14 protein-coding genes and 1 tRNA gene are annotated in these 17,201 nt (G+C 64.5%); 10 read left to right on the top strand and 5 right to left on the bottom strand.

The features are described from left to right. Positions 1-146: 146 nt before the first annotated feature. Positions 147-236, bottom strand: a tRNA-Ser gene (locus ECTPHS_RS00715). Positions 237-335: 99 nt separating this feature from the next. Between ECTPHS_RS00715 and mltF the strand changes: the two genes are divergently transcribed. Further along, positions 336-1,805 (top strand): membrane-bound lytic murein transglycosylase MltF, encoded by a 1,470-nt coding sequence (mltF, locus tag ECTPHS_RS00710; protein ID WP_246828284.1) that lies wholly within the window; start codon positions 336-338, stop codon positions 1,803-1,805. Here the strand turns inward: mltF and tadA are convergent. After that, entirely contained in the window at positions 1,788-2,288 is a 501-nt protein-coding gene (gene tadA / locus ECTPHS_RS00705) for a tRNA adenosine(34) deaminase TadA (RefSeq protein WP_050814176.1), read from the bottom strand. The two genes, mltF and tadA, sit on opposite strands and share 18 nt — an antisense overlap. A 74-nt stretch (positions 2,289-2,362) precedes the next feature. Here tadA and ECTPHS_RS00700 point away from each other — a divergent pair, with 74 nt between their 5' ends. Then, on the top strand, positions 2,363-3,226 hold the full coding sequence (locus ECTPHS_RS00700; RefSeq protein ID WP_008930742.1) for an HDOD domain-containing protein: 864 nt from the start codon (positions 2,363-2,365) through the stop codon (positions 3,224-3,226). A 21-nt stretch (positions 3,227-3,247) separates the two neighbouring features. On the opposite strand, the gene guaA is transcribed toward ECTPHS_RS00700, so the two are convergent. Both guaA and guaB read right to left on the bottom strand, forming a co-directional pair. Beyond that, on the bottom strand, positions 3,248-4,834 hold the full coding sequence (gene guaA / locus ECTPHS_RS00695) for a glutamine-hydrolyzing GMP synthase (RefSeq protein ID WP_040404658.1): 1,587 nt from the start codon (positions 4,832-4,834) through the stop codon (positions 3,248-3,250). Positions 4,835-4,839: 5 nt separating this feature from the next. Further along, complete coding sequence (guaB, locus tag ECTPHS_RS00690) at positions 4,840-6,300, bottom strand: IMP dehydrogenase (RefSeq protein ID WP_008930740.1); 1,461 nt, start codon at positions 6,298-6,300, stop codon at positions 4,840-4,842. A gap of 151 nt (positions 6,301-6,451) precedes the next feature. On the opposite strand from guaB, the gene xseA reads away from it, so the two are divergent. Beyond that, complete coding sequence (gene xseA / locus ECTPHS_RS00685; protein WP_008930739.1) at positions 6,452-7,786, top strand: exodeoxyribonuclease VII large subunit; 1,335 nt, start codon at positions 6,452-6,454, stop codon at positions 7,784-7,786. 4 nt (positions 7,787-7,790) lie between these two features. Here the strand turns inward: xseA and ECTPHS_RS00680 are convergent, their stop codons facing one another. After that, positions 7,791-8,549 (bottom strand): HAD family hydrolase, encoded by a 759-nt coding sequence (locus ECTPHS_RS00680; RefSeq protein ID WP_141565207.1) that lies wholly within the window; start codon positions 8,547-8,549, stop codon positions 7,791-7,793. 125 nt (positions 8,550-8,674) lie between these two features. Between ECTPHS_RS00680 and dksA the strand changes: the two genes are divergently transcribed. From dksA to ECTPHS_RS00645, 7 genes are all read left to right on the top strand, one after another. Further along, entirely contained in the window at positions 8,675-9,130 is a 456-nt protein-coding gene (gene dksA, locus ECTPHS_RS00675; protein WP_008930737.1) for an RNA polymerase-binding protein DksA, read from the top strand. A 91-nt stretch (positions 9,131-9,221) separates the two neighbouring features. Continuing rightward, positions 9,222-10,082: a tRNA glutamyl-Q(34) synthetase GluQRS gene (gene gluQRS, locus ECTPHS_RS00670; RefSeq protein ID WP_008930736.1), complete on the top strand. Its 861-nt coding sequence runs from the start codon at positions 9,222-9,224 to the stop codon at positions 10,080-10,082. Positions 10,083-10,149: 67 nt separating this feature from the next. Beyond that, positions 10,150-10,329 carry a hypothetical protein gene (locus tag ECTPHS_RS00665; protein WP_008930735.1) on the top strand — a complete coding sequence of 60 codons (180 nt, stop codon included), beginning with the start codon at positions 10,150-10,152 and terminating at the stop codon, positions 10,327-10,329. Then, positions 10,319-13,282: a sensor histidine kinase gene (locus ECTPHS_RS00660; protein ID WP_008930734.1), complete on the top strand. Its 2,964-nt coding sequence runs from the start codon at positions 10,319-10,321 to the stop codon at positions 13,280-13,282. The genes ECTPHS_RS00665 and ECTPHS_RS00660 overlap by 11 nt, the downstream gene beginning before the upstream one ends. Further along, positions 13,279-14,601: a sigma-54 dependent transcriptional regulator gene (locus ECTPHS_RS00655; RefSeq protein WP_008930733.1), complete on the top strand. Its 1,323-nt coding sequence runs from the start codon at positions 13,279-13,281 to the stop codon at positions 14,599-14,601. Before ECTPHS_RS00660 ends, ECTPHS_RS00655 begins: the two co-directional genes overlap by 4 nt. Positions 14,602-14,750: 149 nt before the next feature. Continuing rightward, positions 14,751-16,679 carry a putative nucleotidyltransferase substrate binding domain-containing protein gene (locus ECTPHS_RS00650; RefSeq protein ID WP_210386874.1) on the top strand — a complete coding sequence of 643 codons (1,929 nt, stop codon included), beginning with the start codon at positions 14,751-14,753 and terminating at the stop codon, positions 16,677-16,679. 248 nt (positions 16,680-16,927) lie between these two features. After that, entirely contained in the window at positions 16,928-17,200 is a 273-nt protein-coding gene (locus ECTPHS_RS00645; protein WP_040404655.1) for a DUF4212 domain-containing protein, read from the top strand. Position 17,201 lies beyond the last annotated feature (1 nt).

Here is a 17,201-nt window from a genome sequence, read left to right as displayed (position 1 = left end):
TTGTAGTGCATAGCAACACCGATTCAGAACCAACGGATGGGCGGAGGGCTAAAGCATGAGGCGCCACCCGGCAAGAGGAGCAAAAAAAACCCGGCAAGGTCGCGATACACGAAAACCTTGCCGGGTGATGGGACTGCTTGATTGATTGGCGGAGAGGGAGGGATTCGAACCCTCGGTACACTTGCGTGTACAACGGTTTTCGAGACCGCCCCGTTCGACCACTCCGGCACCTCTCCAATACGGTCGAAAAGCTACCCACAGGGCACGACCACATCCCGGTGCGGCCCGACGGTAAAGTGGGTTATGATAGCTGATTACAAATTTTTTTTAAGCCCTTGAAACGTCGCCGCCCCCGTTGGACGCTCAACCAGCGCCTGGAAGCGCTTGCCTTTGTGCTGCTGCTGACGCTGGTTCTGCTGTTTGCCTTCATACGGCCGATGACGGAACTGGAGCGGGTGCTCGCGCGCGGCGAGCTGGTGGTGGTCACTCGCATCGGCACCACCACCTACCAGCCGAACTCCGAAGGTTCCGATGGACTGGAATATGACCTGGCCACCGCCTTTGCCGACAGTCTGGGCGTCCGTCTCAGACTGCTCACTCCCGAGCGATTCGACGAGATCCTGCCCATGGTGGCCAACGGCCGGGCGGACATGGCGGCAGCCGGCATCACGGTGACACGCGCCCGTCTTGGCGAAGTCAGGTTCGGCCCTGCCTACCATCAGGTCACGGCACAGGTGGTCCATCGCAACGGCGAAGTTGCTCCCGAATCCCTGAGTGAACTGCAACAGCATCCAGTGGCAGTCATTGCCGGCAGCAGCCATGTAGAAATCCTTCGGACGCTCAGACAGCGATACCCGAACCTCCATTGGGAGGAAGTCACGGACATCACGCCGGCGGAACTGCTCAGGCAGGTCTGGGCAGGTGACAGGACACTGGCCGTCGCCGACTCCATCGAACTGACTTCCCTGCGCCGATTCTACCCGGAGCTGAGGGCGGCCATGGACCTGTCCGAGCCCCACTTCCTGGCCTGGGCCTTCCCCCGCCACAAAGACCAAACCCTGATCCGGGCTGCGGAGCACTTCTTCGAGACATACGCCGCCGATGGCCGGCTGGCCCAGTTGCTGGAGCGGCATTACGGCCACATGGAAGTGCTGGATTACCCCGGCATACTCACTTTCATGAGCCGTGTTCGCGAACGTCTGCCCCGCTACGAACCCCTGTTCCGGGAGGCCGCGGAGCAGTTTGACATGGACTGGCGACTGCTGGCCGCCATCAGCTATCAGGAGTCCCACTGGAACCCCAACGCCGTCTCCAGAACCGGGGTTCGCGGACTGATGATGCTGACCCTGGCGACCGCCGGCCAGCTCGGCGTCCAGGACCGGACCGACCCACGGGAGTCGGTATTCGGCGGTGCTGAATACTTCACCAACCTGCATGAACGACTGCCCGCGGGCATCGAGGAACCGGATCGCACCTGGATGGCCCTGGCGGCCTATAACGTCGGCATGGGCCATCTGCATGACGCCAGGCGCATCACCCGCTCACAGGGCAAGGATCCGGATCGGTGGATCGATGTCATGGAGCATCTGCCTCTGCTGAGTCAGCCCAGCTGGTATCGCAATACCCGCTACGGCTATGCCAGGGGTTGGGAACCGGTTCAGTATGTGCAGAACATCCGGGGCTTCTACGACATCCTCACCTGGTTCACCACCCCAGAGCAGGGCCGCGAGCAGATATCGCCACTGGAACCCGTGCCAATGCCCCAGCCGCCGGACCCACTGGAGATCTTACCCCTGGGATTGTGACTGTCCTGAACCAGTAGCGTCCCCGGACTTGCGGCGAGCGCGAAAGAAAGATCTGAGACGCTCACCGCAGACATCCGCCAACACCCCACCCGTTACCGTCAGGTCATGATTATAAAGCGGCAACTCCAATGCATCGGCGGCACCACCGAGCGCCCCAGTCTTGGGGTCATGGGCACCGAACACCACCCGCTCCACCCGCGCATGCACCATCGCCCCCAGACACATGATGCAGGGTTCCAGGGTCACATAAAGCGTCGTGCCGGGCAGACGGTAATTCCCCGTCGCCAGGGCCGCGGCCCGCAGGGCCTGGATCTCCGCATGAGCAGTGGGATCGCACTGGGTGATCGGACGATTCCGGCCCTCCCCCAGTACATGCCCGTCCCTGACCAGCACGGCACCAACGGGGACCTCTCCCTCGTCGCCGGACCGGTCGGCCAGTGCCAGCGCCCGTGTCATCCAGTATCGATCCTGTTCCTCGCCCATCGTCACCCCGTACGCGCCTGGAGCGCAGTTATGTCATACTGGAAACCCTTGTCACTCTCCCGCCCCTGCCCCACGTGAACAAGCGTCTCGACCCCAAAGAAATCGTTGACGAGTTCATCAGCGACCTGCGCCAGGACCTGCAGAACAACGGCATCCAGATTCCCACCCTGCCGGACATCTCCATCCAGGCACTGTTCACCATCAACCGGGATGACAGCTCCATCGACGAAATCACCGCCGTGGTGGCACGGGATACCGCCATGGCGGCGCGACTGATCCGCTATGCCAACAGCCCCATCTACCGGGGACTGAGTCGCTGCACCACCATCAAGTCGGCCATCACCCGGCTGGGCCTGGAGAAAACCAAGAACGTGGTACTGACCCTGGCCATGCGGGACGTCTTCAACACCGGGCATCGCGGCATTCGCAGCCGCATGGAAGCGCTCTGGAACCACAGCGTGGAAGTGGCCATCCTCAGTTCACTGCTGGCCTGGCAGTACCGGCACCTGGATCAGGAAGTGGCCCTGCTGGCCGGCCTGGTCCACGATGTCGGTGTCATCCCGATCCTGAACAAGGCCAAGAACATCGACGTGATCGTGGAAAACGAAAAGTACCTGGACATGATCATCGCCAGCCTGCACATGAGCGTGGGTCGCGCCATCCTCAAGGCCTGGAACTTTGATCAGCAGATGATCGACGTGGCGGCCGAGCACGACAACCTGAAACGGGACCCCGGCGACGACGCCCCCATCGACTACGTGGACATCGTCCAGGCCGCCAACATCGAAAGCTATCAGTCCACCGGCCATCGCCTGGCCAAGGTGGATCGCCTGAGTGTTCCATCACTCAGGCGCCTGGGCTGCACTCCCGAAGATCCTACCCTGCACTGGGATGCCGATCAGGCAGCCATGGAACAGGTGAGCCGGATCTTCATGTAGAGCCCGGCCCTTCCAGCGGAATCACTCCCACTCAATCGTCGCCGGCGGCTTGCCGGAGATGTCATAGACCACGCGGGAAATGCCCTTCACCTCGTTGATGATGCGCCGCGAGACCTTGTCCAGGAAGTCGTAGGGCAGGTGCGCCCAGCGGGCGGTCATGAAGTCGATGGTCTCGACGGCGCGCAGGGCCACCACATAGTCATAGCGACGACCGTCCCCCATCACGCCGACGGATTTCACCGGCAAAAAGACCGCAAAGGCCTGGGACACCTGGTCATACAGGCCGGCACCACGCAGTTCCTCGATGAAGATGTGATCCGCCTGGCGCAGCAGGTCCGCGTAGGGCTTGGTGACCTCGCCCAGGATGCGCACCCCCAGCCCCGGCCCCGGGAAGGGATGCCGGTAGACCATCTCCGACGGCAGCCCCAGTTCCACGCCGATGCGCCGCACCTCGTCCTTGAACAGTTCCCGCAACGGCTCCACCAGACCCATCTTCATGGTCTCCGGCAGACCGCCCACGTTGTGGTGGGACTTGATCACATGGGCCTTGCCGGTCTTGGAACCGGCGGACTCGATCACATCGGGATAGATGGTGCCCTGGGCCAGCCAGCGGGCATTCTTGAGCTTGGCGGCCTCTTCGTCAAAGACCTCAACGAACAGGCGACCGATGATCTTGCGCTTGGCCTCCGGGTCCGACTCCCTCGCCAGGGCCTCAAGGAAGCGGGCTTCTGCATCCACCCGGATCACCCGCACGCCCATGTGACGGGCAAAGGTGGCCATGACCTGGTCCCCTTCATGGAGACGCAAAAGGCCGGTATCGACGAACACGCAGGTGAGCTGGTCGCCGATGGCCTTGTGCAGCAGGGCACCCACCACGGAGGAATCCACGCCACCGGAGAGGCCCAGGATGACCTCATCGGTCCCCACCTGCTCCCGCACCCGGTGGATCATGTCATCGATGATGTTGCCGGCGGTCCAGAGATTCTCGCAACCGCAGATATCATGGACGAACCGGGACAGGATGCGCTGCCCCTGACGGGTATGGGTCACCTCGGGATGGAACTGGACGCCGTAGAAACGACGCGCCTCGTCGGCCATGCCGGCCATGGGGGCCGAGTCCGTGGAGGCCATCAGGGAGAAACCTTCCGGCAGGGCGCAGACCCGGTCACCATGGGACATCCAGACATCCAGCAGGCCATGGCCTTCGGGGCTGGTGTGGTCTTCGATGTCCGTCAGCAGGCGGGTATGACCGTGGGCCCGGACCTGGGCATAGCCAAACTCCCGATGATCGGAACTCTCGACCCGCCCGCCCAGTTGGGCCGCCATGGTCTGCATGCCGTAGCAGATGCCCAGCACCGGCACCCCCAGTTCGAACACGCACTGGGGAGCGCGGGGCGGATCGCTTTCAATCACGGACTCCGGACCGCCTGAGAGAATGATGCCGCTGGGGTTGAAGTCGCGCACGGCGGCGGCGTCCATATCCCAGGGGTGGATCTCGGAATAGACCCCGGACTCCCGCACCCGCCGGGCGATGAGTTGGGTGTACTGGGAGCCGAAATCGATGATGAGAATGCGATGGGCGTGAATATCCGGGGCAGACAGGGGCATGTTCTTCAATCCATCCGGTAGTTGGGGGCTTCCTTGGTGATGGTCACGTCATGGACGTGACTCTCACGCATCCCCGCCGAGGTGACCCGCACGAAACCGGGACGGGTCCGCATCTCGTCGATGTTGCTGCAGCCCACATAGCCCATGGAGGAACGCAGCCCCCCCACCAGCTGATGGATGATGGCCACGATGGTGCCCTTGTAGGGGACGCGACCCTCGATGCCTTCCGGCACCAGCTTGTCCACCACGCCGCTGCTTTCCTGGAAATAACGGTCCGAGGAGCCCTGCTGCATGGCGCCCAGGGAGCCCATGCCCCGGTAGGATTTGTAGGAACGGCCCTGATAGAGTTCCACTTCACCGGGCGCCTCTTCGGTCCCGGCAAACAGGCTGCCCAACATCACGCTGTGGGCGCCGCCAGCGATGGCCTTGGCAAAATCACCGGAAAAGCGCACGCCACCATCGGCGATCAGAGGCACCCCCGTGCCTTCCAGGGCCTGGCGCACATTGTCGATGGCGGTCATCTGGGGGACACCCACGCCGGCCACGATGCGAGTGGTGCAGATGGAGCCGGGGCCGATGCCCACCTTCACCGCATCCGCCCCCGCCGCCACCAGGGCACGGGCGGCCTCGGCGGTGGCGATGTTGCCGCCGATGACCTGGACCTCCGGATAGGTCTTTTTCACCCAGGCCACCCGGTCGAGCACGCCCTGGGAATGGCCGTGGGCGGTATCCACCACCACCACGTCCACCCCGGCTTCCACCAGCGCGGCGCAGCGTTCCTCGGTGCCGGCGCCCACGCCCAGGGCCGCCCCCACCCGCAGACGACCCCGATCGTCCTTGCAGGCACTGGGGAAGTCGGTGGACTTCTGGATGTCCTTGACGGTGATCATGCCCCGCAGGTGGAACGCATCGTTCACCACCAGTACCTTTTCGATGCGGTGCTTGTGCAGCAAATTCTGGACTTCTTCCTTGCCCGCCCCTTCACGGACGGTGACCAGACGATCCTTGGGCGTCATGATCTCGGACACCGGGGAGTCCATGCGGGTCTCGAAGCGCAGGTCACGACTGGTGACGATACCCACCAGATCGACACCCTTGACCACCGGAACGCCGGAGATGGAATTGGCGCGGGTAATGGCCAGTACGTCACGGATGCTGGTGTCCGGGGTGACGGTGATGGGATCGCTGATGACACCGCTCTCGTACTTCTTGACCAGGCGCACCTGCTGGGCCTGGGCCTCGATGCTCATGTTCTTGTGCACGATGCCGATGCCCCCCTCCTGGGCAATGGCGATGGCCAGACGGGCCTCGGTGACCGTGTCCATGGCAGCGGAGACCAGGGGAATGTTCAGGGTGATGTCGCGGGTGAGGCGAGTGGTGAGGTCCACGTCTCTGGGTAGCACCGCCGAATGGGCGGGGACCAGGAGGACGTCGTCGAAGGTGAGGGCTTCCTGGACGATGCGCATGATATGTCTCGGGGGGAGGTATTGGTGAATCGGACAATTATAGAGAGGCACCCGGACGGGGTAAACCCGACCAGGCCTGTGGGGACTAGATATGATGCCGGTTTACGTGGCATGGTTCCCGGTTATTTTCATCCACCACGGAGCGCCTGCCTTGCCCGAGCCGTCAACGGAAAAAGAGGTCTACAGCGTCTCCCGTCTGAATCAGGCAGTACAGGGGCGCCTGGAGAGTGGTTTCCCCCTGCTGTGGGTGGAAGGGGAACTGTCCAATCTGGCCCGGCCCGCCTCCGGCCACTGGTATTTCTCACTCAAGGACGCAGGGGCCCAGGTGCGCTGCGCCCTGTTCCGCAACCGGGCCCAGGGGGTGCGATTTCGCCCCCGGGACGGCATGCAGGTACTGGCCCGGGCCAGGGTCAGTCTCTATGTACCCCGAGGTGATTATCAGCTCATCATCGAACACCTGGAGGAAGCCGGTGACGGCGCCCTGCGACGGGCCTTTGAGGCCCTGCACCGCAAACTGGAGGCGGAAGGGCTGTTCGATCCCGCCCTCAAGCGCCCCTTGCCCCGGTTTCCCCGCCGCGTGGGGGTGATCACCTCCGCCACCGGCGCGGCGGTCAGGGATATCCTGGCGGTCCTCAAGCGCCGCTTCCCGGCGCTACCGGTGATGATCTACCCGGTGCCCGTGCAAGGGAGCGCGGCAGCGCCTCGCATCGCCGCGGCCCTGGCAGCCGCCTCGGACCGCGGCGACTGTGACGTAGTGATCCTGGCCCGGGGCGGCGGTTCCCTGGAGGACCTTTGGGCCTTCAACGAGGAGATCGTGGCCCGCGCCATCCGCGCCTGCGCCATCCCCGTGGTCAGCGGTATCGGCCATGAAACGGATATCACCATCGCCGATTTTGCCGCCGATCAGCGCGCACCCACCCCGTCGGTGGCGGCCGAACTGGTCAGTCCCGACGGCCGTGAACTGCTGCAGCGGGTGAATCAGCTGGAGCGGCTGCTCTGTGAACGCTTTTCCCGCCGACTGCAGGCACGCAGTCAGCGACTGCAGGCCCTGGAACAACGGTTGTGGCACCAACATCCCGAACGGCGCCTGCAGGCCCGCGCCCAGCGCCTGGATGAACTGGAATCCAGACTGCGCCAGGCCCTGGCCCGGCGGCTCCGGGAGCAACGCATCGAGTTGACCCATCTGTGGACCCGCCTGGGGCAGTGTTCTCCCCGGACCCGCCTGACCGGCATGGTGCATCGGCAACAGGATCTATCCCTGCGCCTGGAGCGGGCCATGGCCCTGCGCCTGGAACGCCTGCACGCCCGGGTATCCCTGCAGGCACGGACCCTGGATGCGGTGAGTCCCCTGGCCACCCTGGGCCGGGGTTACAGCATCCTGCTCAGTGCCGAGGGTCAGGCCATTCGCGCCCCGGAGCAGGTGAAGTCCGGTGAACGACTGGAAGCCCGCCTTGCCCAGGGACGGCTGTGGTGTCGGGTGGAATGATTGGTCAGGGAAGCAGGGCATCCAGATAACGGAGATCGACCACCCCGTTCCCGGGCCCCTGCCCCTGGATGACCCGCCCGGGCGTCTCCGGCTCCCCCAGATGCTCCAGCACCGCGGCGGCCCCGGAAAAATCATCCTCCACCGTATATCCGCTCACCGTGATTACCGTAGCAATCCCCGCTCCCCGCGAGGCCCGCAGCCCCTGGGCGGAATCCTCGATGGCCACACAGTCCCGGGCCGACAGACCCAGGCGCCCCAGCACGTGATGATAGATATCGGGCGCGGGCTTCTTCGCCGGCACCACGTCGCCGGCCCCGATCACCCGGAACCAGTCCAGCGATGCCTCTCCCAGGTTGGCCCGCAGCAGGGACTCCACGTTGGTCAGTGATGTGGTGGTGGCGATCGCCAGCAACAACCCCGCCGAGCGCGCCTCCTCGATCAGCCGCAAAACCCCTGGCCGCAGGGGGATGCCCCCCCGCTCCAGCATGGCCACGAAGTGCCGGGTCTTGCAGGCGTGCAGATCACCGACGAACCGGTCCAGGTCGGCGGGCGGCGTGAATTCGGGCGCGAATGCATCCAGGTAATGGCGGATCCGCTCCTTGCCGCCGGCCACCTGCAGCAGCCGCCCGTAGAGCGGCACGGTCCAGTCCCAGTCCAGTCCCATCTCCCGGAAGGCGGCATTGAAGGCGGGACGGTGGCCATCCCGCTCCGTATCCGCCAGGGTACCGTCCACATCGAATATCAGGGCCTTCAGATCAGACATGCTGCCTCCGGTGGTGATCATCGTTTTCATGGCTCGGCCGGGCAGGCCGTTCGGCCTTTTGCTTGCGCCCGGGACGATTCTCTGGTATCTAGACTCGCCTTTTGACACTCAGGAGTTTGCGAGCGATGGCCTCCAGCAAGAGTACGCCAAACGGTTCCGGCAGTCTTTCCCAGTCAGGTCAGGGTATCACCCCCTACCAGCCGGCCGAGGGCGAGGAGTACATGTGCAAGCCCCAGAAGGATCACTTCCGCACCATTTTGCTGGCCTGGAAGCAGGACCTGATGGAAGAAGTGGACCGCACCGTGGGCCACATGAAGGAAGACGCCGCCAACTTTGCCGACCCGGCGGACCGGGCCACCCAGGAGGAGGAATTCAGCCTGGAACTGCGCACCCGCGACCGGGAACGCAAGCTGATCCGCAAGATCGACGAGGCTCTCAAGGACATCGAAAGCGGCGACTACGGTTACTGTGAGGCCTGCGGCGTGGAAATCGGCATCCGCCGCCTGGAAGCCCGCCCCACCGCCACCCTGTGCATCGACTGCAAGACCCTGCAGGAGATCAAGGAAAAGCAGATGGCCTGATGACACAGCCGGTCAAGGCAACACGGCTGACAACACCCTCCCGTGAGCAGGTACATCCCTGCCATGGGAGGGTCTGATTCGCCGGTCATCCATGACCTACATCGGTCGTTTCGCCCCCTCCCCCACCGGCCCCCTGCATCAGGGTTCCCTGGTCGCCGCCGTTTTCTCCTTTCTGGATGCCCGCGCCCACCAGGGCATCTGGCGGGTCCGCATCGAAGACCTGGACCCACCTCGGGAACAGCCCGGCGCCGCCGATGCCATCCTGCGCACCCTGGAAGCCCATGCCCTGCTCTGGGACGAAGACATCCTCTATCAGAGTTCCCGCCTTGAGGCCTATGCCGAGGCCATGACGGCGCTGCGGCGCCAGGGACAGGCCTACGACTGCGGTTGCACCCGCCGGGAGATCGCCGCCGCCAACCTCACCGGACTGGAAGGTCCGGTCTATCCCGGCACCTGCCGTCGGGGACTCGCCCCCGGACGGGCTCCCCGTGCCCTGAGGGTACGCACCCACGATGATCCCATCGGCTTCCACGATCGCCACCACGGCCTCGTCAGCCAGCGCCTGAGCCGGGAAATCGGTGACTTCGTGATCCGCCGCGCCGACGGACTCACGGCCTATCAGCTGGCGGTGGTGGTGGATGATGCCTTTCAGGGCATCACCCATGTGGTCCGGGGCAGCGACCTGCTGGACTCCACCCCTCGTCAGCTCCACCTGCAGCGATTGCTGACACTGCCCACGCCGGTCTACCTGCACCATCCCCTGGTGCTGAACACCACCGGCGACAAGCTCTCCAAGCAGACCCACGCCCCGGCGGTGAACGACGCCGCACCCCTGGACAACCTGGCCGCCGTGATGGGCTTTCTCCACCTGCCCCTGCCCCGGGACTGGCGGGATGCCACCCCTGCCGCGCTGCTGGATCATGCCCTGGCGCACTGGCCCTTCCGGACCTGATGCTGGCCTGAACCGGCCGGATACTGCATCCTTGCGGGTTTGAAGGATCCACCCCAGGACCCCATCCATGTCATCCCAGGACAAGACACTGCTGCTGTTCCTGCTCGGCGTGCTGCTGTTCGCATCGCCGTTGGTGGCGTGGTGGACCCGTTCGGGTGCCCCCTGGTATCTGCCCTACCTGCTCTGGGGCGGGATCATCGCCCTCGCCTGGGTGGTGCAATGGCGACGGGGCCGCCATGATCTCTGAAATCGGTCTGCTCTACGGGGTCGGGGTCGCCTACCTGGCCCTGCTGTTCTTCATCGCCCATGCGGCGGAAAAGGGCTGGCTGCCCGCCCGGCTGGTGCATCACCCGCTGGTCTACACCCTGTCCCTGGGGGTCTACGCCACCTCCTGGAGCTTCTACGGCAGCGTGGGATTTGCCAACACCGAAGGCTATCAGTTCCTCACCATCTATCTCGGGGTCACCCTCGCCTTCCTGCTGGCACCGTTGCTGCTGGCGCCCCTGCTGCGTCTGGTGCGGGAGTATCAGCTCACATCCCTGGCCGACCTGTTTGCCTTCCGCTATCGCAGCCAGTGGACCGGGGTCATCGTCACCCTGTTCATGCTGGCGGGCATCCTTCCCTACATCGCCCTGCAGATCAAGGCGGTCACCGAATCCGTTTCCGTGCTGACCCGGCAGGACACGCCTCACCTGCTGGCCCTGGGTTTTTGCGCCACCCTGATGCTGTTCGCGATCCTGTTCGGCGCCCGCCACATCACCCCCCGGGAAAAACACGAGGGCCTGGTGGTGGCCATCGCCTTCGAGTCCGCCGTCAAGCTGCTGGCCCTGCTGGCCGTGGGCGGCTTTGCCCTGTTCGGGGTCTTCGGCGGTTTCGGTGAACTGGATGCGTGGCTGACCGCCCACCCGGAGGCCCTGGAGGCCCTCTATGAACCGGTGCGCGAAGGCCCCTGGATGACCCTCATGGTGCTGGCCTTCGCCGCCGCCTTCCTGCTGCCGCGGCAGTTCCACATGACTTTCGTGGAGAACATCAACCCCCGCTCCCTGCAGACGGCCACCTGGGCTTTCCCCCTGTTCCTGCTGCTGCTCAATCTGCCCATTCCCCTGATCCTCTGGGCCGGTCAGGCCACCGGCCTGCAGACCGCGCCGGACTATTACGTGCTGGGGCTGCCGGTGGCGGCGGACCAGGGCTGGCTGGCCCTGTTCACCTTCATCGGCGGGATTTCCGCCGCCAGCGCCATGATGATCGTCACCACCCTGGCCCTGGCCGCCATGTGCCTGAATCACCTGATCCTGCCGGCCCATTACCGCCAGCAGTCCCTGCCCCGGAACAATCTCTACGGCTGGCTGTTGTGGGGCCGGCGGGTCTTGATCCTGCTCATCATCGGCATGGGCTACGGCTTTTACTGGCTGCTGGAATTCAACCAGGGCCTGGCCCAGATCGGCCTCATCTCCTTCGTCGCCGTGGCCCAGTTCCTGCCCGGCATCCTGGGCCTGCTGTTCTGGCCGCGGGCCAACCGGGTGGGCTTCATCGCCGGCCTGATGGGCGGCATCCTGGTGTGGCTACTGGCCCTGATCGTCCCGCTGATTCACGACTCCGGCCTACTCATGGTGGACTTCAACCTGATGCGCTGGATGGGGGCCGAGGAGGAAAACCGCTGGGCTTTTGCCACCTTCTGGTCACTGACCCTCAACAGCCTGCTGTTCGTTGCCGGCTCCCTGCTCACCCGGCCCACCCGGGAGGAACTGGAGGCCTCCCAGAGCTGCCGTCGGGAACAACTCACCCCGAGCCGGTTGCTGGGGGACGGCGAGATTCGCAACGTGGAACAGCTGCGCACCAACCTGTCCCAGGTGATCGGTCCGCAGACCGCCGCCCTGGAGATCCAGCGCGCCCTGGGCGACCTGAAGCTGGACCCCCGGGAACAACGCCCCAACGAACTGCGCAAGCTGCGGGCACGGCTGGAACGCAACCTATCCGGTCTGATGGGGCCTCTACTGGCGCGCATGATCGTGGACAATCGCCTGGAAGTCCCGCCCCAGACCCAGGTCGCCCTGGCGGACAGCCTGCGCTTCGTGGAGGAGCAACTGGAACACTCCACCGTGCGTCTCAAGGGACTGGCGGCGGAGCTGGATACCCTGCGTCGCTATCACCGCCAGGTACTCCACGAGCTGCCGCTGGGAGTCTGTTCCATTGCCTCGGGGGGCGACATCCTGATCTGGAACAACACCATGGCCGCCATCTCCGGCATTTCCTCCTCCTATGCGGTGGGACAGACCCTGGACGGACTCAAGGACCCCTGGGACGGGGTGCTGCGCACCTTCATCAACGGCGATGACCGGCACCTGTACAAGCTGCAGCTCACCGTGGACGGCCGCCAGCGCCGGCTGAACCTGCACAAGGCCGCCATCGAGTCCGCCGGGCTGGGCAGTTCCGTGGCCCATGGCCTGGGGGGGATGGTGGTGCTGGTGGAGGATCTGACGGAACTGCACAATCTGGAAAGCGAGGTGGCCCACAACGACCGCCTGGCCTCCATCGGCCGTCTCGCCGCCGGGGTGGCCCATGAGATCGGCAACCCGCTCACCGGCATTGCCTCCCTGGCCCAGAACCTGCGTTATGAGAAGGACCCCGCGGAGGTGGATCTGACTTCCCGTCAGATCCTGGAACAGACCCGACGCATCAACGACATCGTTCAGTCCCTGATCACCTTCAGCCATAGCGGCGAGGTGCCCCGGATGCGGCCCGCACCGGTGAACATGCGGGCCTGCGTGGATGAGGCGATTCATCTGGTACAGTTGAGCGACAGCGGTCGGGACATGCGCTGTTTCAACGAAGTGCCCGACACCCTCATCGCCCGGGGCAACGCCCAGCGCCTGTTGCAGGTCTTCGTCAACCTGATCAACAACGCCCTGCAGGCCGGCCGTCCCGGCGACCGCATCGTCATTCGCGGCGAGTACGTCCTGGGCAGCGTGGAGATCCAGGTGGAGGACGAGGGCAGCGGCATTCCGGAATCCGTGCTCGACCGGATCTTTGAACCCTTCTTCACCACCAAGCCCCCGGGCGAAGGGACCGGTCTGGGGCTGTCGGTGGTATACAGCATCATTCAGGACCACGGCGGCATGGTCTACGCGGACAACCTGCCCGAGGGCGGAACCCGCTTCCATATCCGGCTGCCGGCCGTCGAAGAGGAGACCCTGGCTTGAACCGAATCCTGATCCTGGAAGACGAAGCGGTGATCCGCCGTGCCCTGCGGCGTCTCCTTGAACACGAAGGCTATCGCATCGAAGAGGCGGCCTGCATCGCCGACGCCCGCCGGCTGTGCGAGGCCTCCCGCTTCGACCTGCTGATCTGCGATCTGCGCCTGCCCGACGGCGAAGGCATCGAGATGCTCGGCCACTGCGGCGACACCCCGGTGCTCATCATGACCAGCTATGCCAGCGTCCGCTCCGCCGTCGACGCCATGAAACAGGGGGCCACGGACTATATTGCCAAGCCCTTCGACCATGACGAGATGCTGTTGTGCGTGGCCCGCATCCTCAAGCAGCGGCAGCTGGAGCGGGAAAATGCCCAGCTCCAGTCCCAGCTCGGCCAGGTCTATCCGGTGGAGGGCATGGTGGGCGAGTCGCCCGCCATGCAGCAGGTATGCAGGACCCTGGACAAAGTGGCGCCCACCGATGCCACGGTCCTGATCCGGGGTGAATCCGGCACCGGCAAGGAACTGGTGGCACGGGCCATTCACAAGAAGAGCCGCCGCGCCCAAGCCCCCCTGGTCTCGGTCAACTGCGCCGCCATTCCCGAAGGACTGCTGGAATCGGAGCTGTTCGGTCATGAAAAGGGGGCCTTCACCGGGGCCGCCCAAAGTCGCCAGGGACTGGCGGAAGCCGCCGACGGCGGCACTTTGTTCCTGGACGAGATCGGTGAACTCACCCCGGCGGCACAGTCCCGGCTGCTACGGGTGCTGCAGGACGGCGAGATTCGCCGGGTCGGTGCCAACAGCAGTCGCAAGGTGGACATTCGCCTGCTGGCGGCCACCCACCGGGATCTGGAGCTGATGGTGCGGGAAGGGGACTTTCGCGAGGACCTCTACTACCGGCTCAAGGTCATGGAAATCGGCCTGCCGCCTCTGCGTGAACGGCTGGAAGACCTGCCCCGGCTGGCGGATTTTCTGCTGGAAAAGGCCTGTCGACGTCTCAAGCAGGCGCCGGCACGACTGGCACCGTCGGCCCTGGCGGCCATGCAGGCCCACCGCTGGCCCGGCAACGTGCGGGAGTTGGAAAACGCCCTGGAACGGGCGGTGATCCTGGCCGACGGCGACTGCATCGCCGCCGAGCACCTGGGCCTGACTCCCGGACCGAGCCAGGAAGCGGCCCCGGACACCAGCCTGGAAGACTACTTCCGCCGCTTCGTGCTGGAAAACCAGGCCCGGATGACCGAAACGGAACTGGCCCGGCGGCTGGGCATCAGCCGCAAGGCCCTCTGGGAACGGCGCAACCGCATGGGCATCCCCCGTCCCAAAGCCTGAGCCTGCCTGTTACCTTGGGTAACATCTGTTACCCAAGGTAACAGGCAGGCCGCACACACTCGTCACAAGTCCTTGTTTCCACAGGGAACAAAAACCTGGCACGCCTTCTGCATTAGTAGCCGTCAAGACCACGGCCATCCATGGATACCATGCAGACAGATCCAGGCAACAGCGCAGACCGGCAACGGGGCGTCCTCATCCCCGTGATGGAATTCCTGGGGCGCCACGAGCCCTTTGCCCGAATGGATCCGGTCCATCTGGAATTCCTTGCCAAGCGCCTGCGTCTGGTCTTCTACACCCGTGACGAGCAGATCCTGAACCCCAAGTCCGGACCCGCAGACCGATTCTTCATCGTCAAGCAGGGTCGGGTACTGGGAGAGTCCCTGGACCCCAACGGCAATCCCGTCAGCACCGCCTGGGTGCTGGCGCCGGGGGAATGCTTTCCCATTGGTGCCCTGCTGGCCCGCCGGCCGGTGAAGACCCGCTACCGGGCCGCCGAGGACACCTTCTGCTTCGAGATGGACCGGGACGATTTCAATCATCTGCTCAAGATGTGCCCCGAGTTCCACGATTTCTGTACTCGCCGCCTGGCCAGCCTGCTGGACACGGTGCAACGTCACGTGCAGTTCAGCACCGCCTCGGGGCTGGGCGGGGACACCTCCCTCAACACCACCGTCGGCGAACGCCTCCAGCGCGAACCCGTCACCTTCCGGCCGGACGCCCCCATTCGCCGGGCCCTGCAGGCCATGCAGGATGAACGCATCGGCAGCGTCATCATCACCGATGACGAGCAAAGGCCCCTGGGCGTCTTCACCCTGCACGACCTGCTCAAGCGGGTGGCCTTGCCCGAGATCGGCCTGGATCAGCCCATCAGCGCGGTGATGACCCCCGATCCGGTCACCCTGCCTTCCAGCGCCTTCGCCTTCGAGGCCGCCATGCTGATGGCCAGCCACGGCTTCCATCACCTGTGCATCGTCGACCGGGGCCGGCTGCGGGGGGTGATCTCCGAGGGCGACCTATTCTCCCTGCAGCGGGTCAGCCTGGCCAACCTGAGCCGCTCCATGAGCCAGGCCGAGGACGTCAATGCCCTGGCCCGCCTGGGCACCGACGTGCACTTGCTGATCGGCCAGATGATTGCCCAGGGCGTTCGGGTGGACCAGATCACCCAGATCATCGCCATGCTCAATGATCAGCTCACCCGCCGCATCATCACTCTCTGCCTGCATGAAACCGGCGGCGACATCCCTGAGTTCGACTGGCTCTCCTTCGGCAGCGAGGGCCGTCAGGAACAGACCCTCAAGACCGACCAGGACAACGGCATGCTGTTCCTGCCCCAGGACGGCATGACTGCGGACCAGATCCGAGCCCGGCTGCTGCCTCTGGCGGAACGGATCAACGAGGCCCTGCGGATCTGCGGCTTCCCCCTGTGTCGGGGGCGGGTCATGGCCAACAACCCGGAATGCTGCCTGAGCCTGGAGGAATGGCGCACCCGTTTCTCCCGCTGGATCGACCAGGGCACGCCCGAGCACCTGCTCAAGGCCAATATCTATTTCGATTTCCGGGTGCTCTACGGCGGCGAGCAGCCGGGTGCCGAACTCAGGGCCTGGTTCCTGGAAAAGACCTCCAAGAACAGCCGCTTCCGCCGTCAGATGGCGGAAAACGCCCTGCGTCTGCGTCCCCCGCTGGGGCTGTTCGGCGACTTCAAGGTCAGTTCCAGCGGCGGACGTCATCCGCGCAGCCTGGATCTCAAGGTCAACGGCACCACGCCTTTCGTGGACGTGGCCCGGATCTTCGCCCTGGCGCTGGAGATGCCCGACAGCAATACCACCCGCCGTTTCGAGGCCTGTGCCGAGGCCGGGGTGATGAAGCGGGAAGACGTGGCGGCCTGGCTCAATGCCTACCACTACATCCTGCTGCTGCGCATGCGCAATCACCATGAGCAGGCCCAGGCCGGCCAGCCCCTGAGCAATTTCATCAACCCCGAGCGCCTGGACGAACTGGAGCAGCGGATCCTCAAGGAATCCTTCCGGCAGATCCGCAAGCTGCAGTCGCGTCTGGCGCTGGAATATCAGCTGTAAGGACATCAGGGCAGAACCTGGGCCCAAGGGAATACAGAGCCCATCACCCGCAACAGGACAAGGAACCCAACCCCTTGATTCACGCATTCAAGATGGAGGCAAGACCACATGCAGTCCGACCCTAACCCGGCATACCGAATGTATCGGAGGAGTCCATTATGAGTGAAAAAATGAGAGATCTTCTCAAAAAGATCCTGGCGGAAGAAACCAGCATCAGCGCCAAGACACGGGAGCAGATTCAACAGACCCTGGCTTCCGCCGGAAGCCTCACGGAGCAGAGAAGCGCCTACTGGAAGGCCAACCTGAACATCCTCGGCTGGTGCCTTGGGGTGTGGTTCATCGCCGGCTACCTGCTACCCATCTTCATGGTGGATGTGCTCAACACCATGTCCATCGGCGGCTACCCGCTGGGCTTCTGGATGGCGCAGCAAGGCTCCATCTACACCTTCCTGGTGCTGATCTTCTTCTATGCCTGGTGGATGAACCGCCTGGACAAGAAGTTCGACGTCCACGAAGAATGAT

Origin of the sequence: Ectothiorhodospira sp. PHS-1 (genome assembly GCF_000225005.1) — a bacterium.
In the GTDB taxonomy this organism is placed as follows: domain Bacteria; phylum Pseudomonadota; class Gammaproteobacteria; order Ectothiorhodospirales; family Ectothiorhodospiraceae; genus Ectothiorhodospira.
Note: the sequence above shows the minus strand (reverse complement) of the source record. Positions and strands in the feature narration are given on the sequence as shown.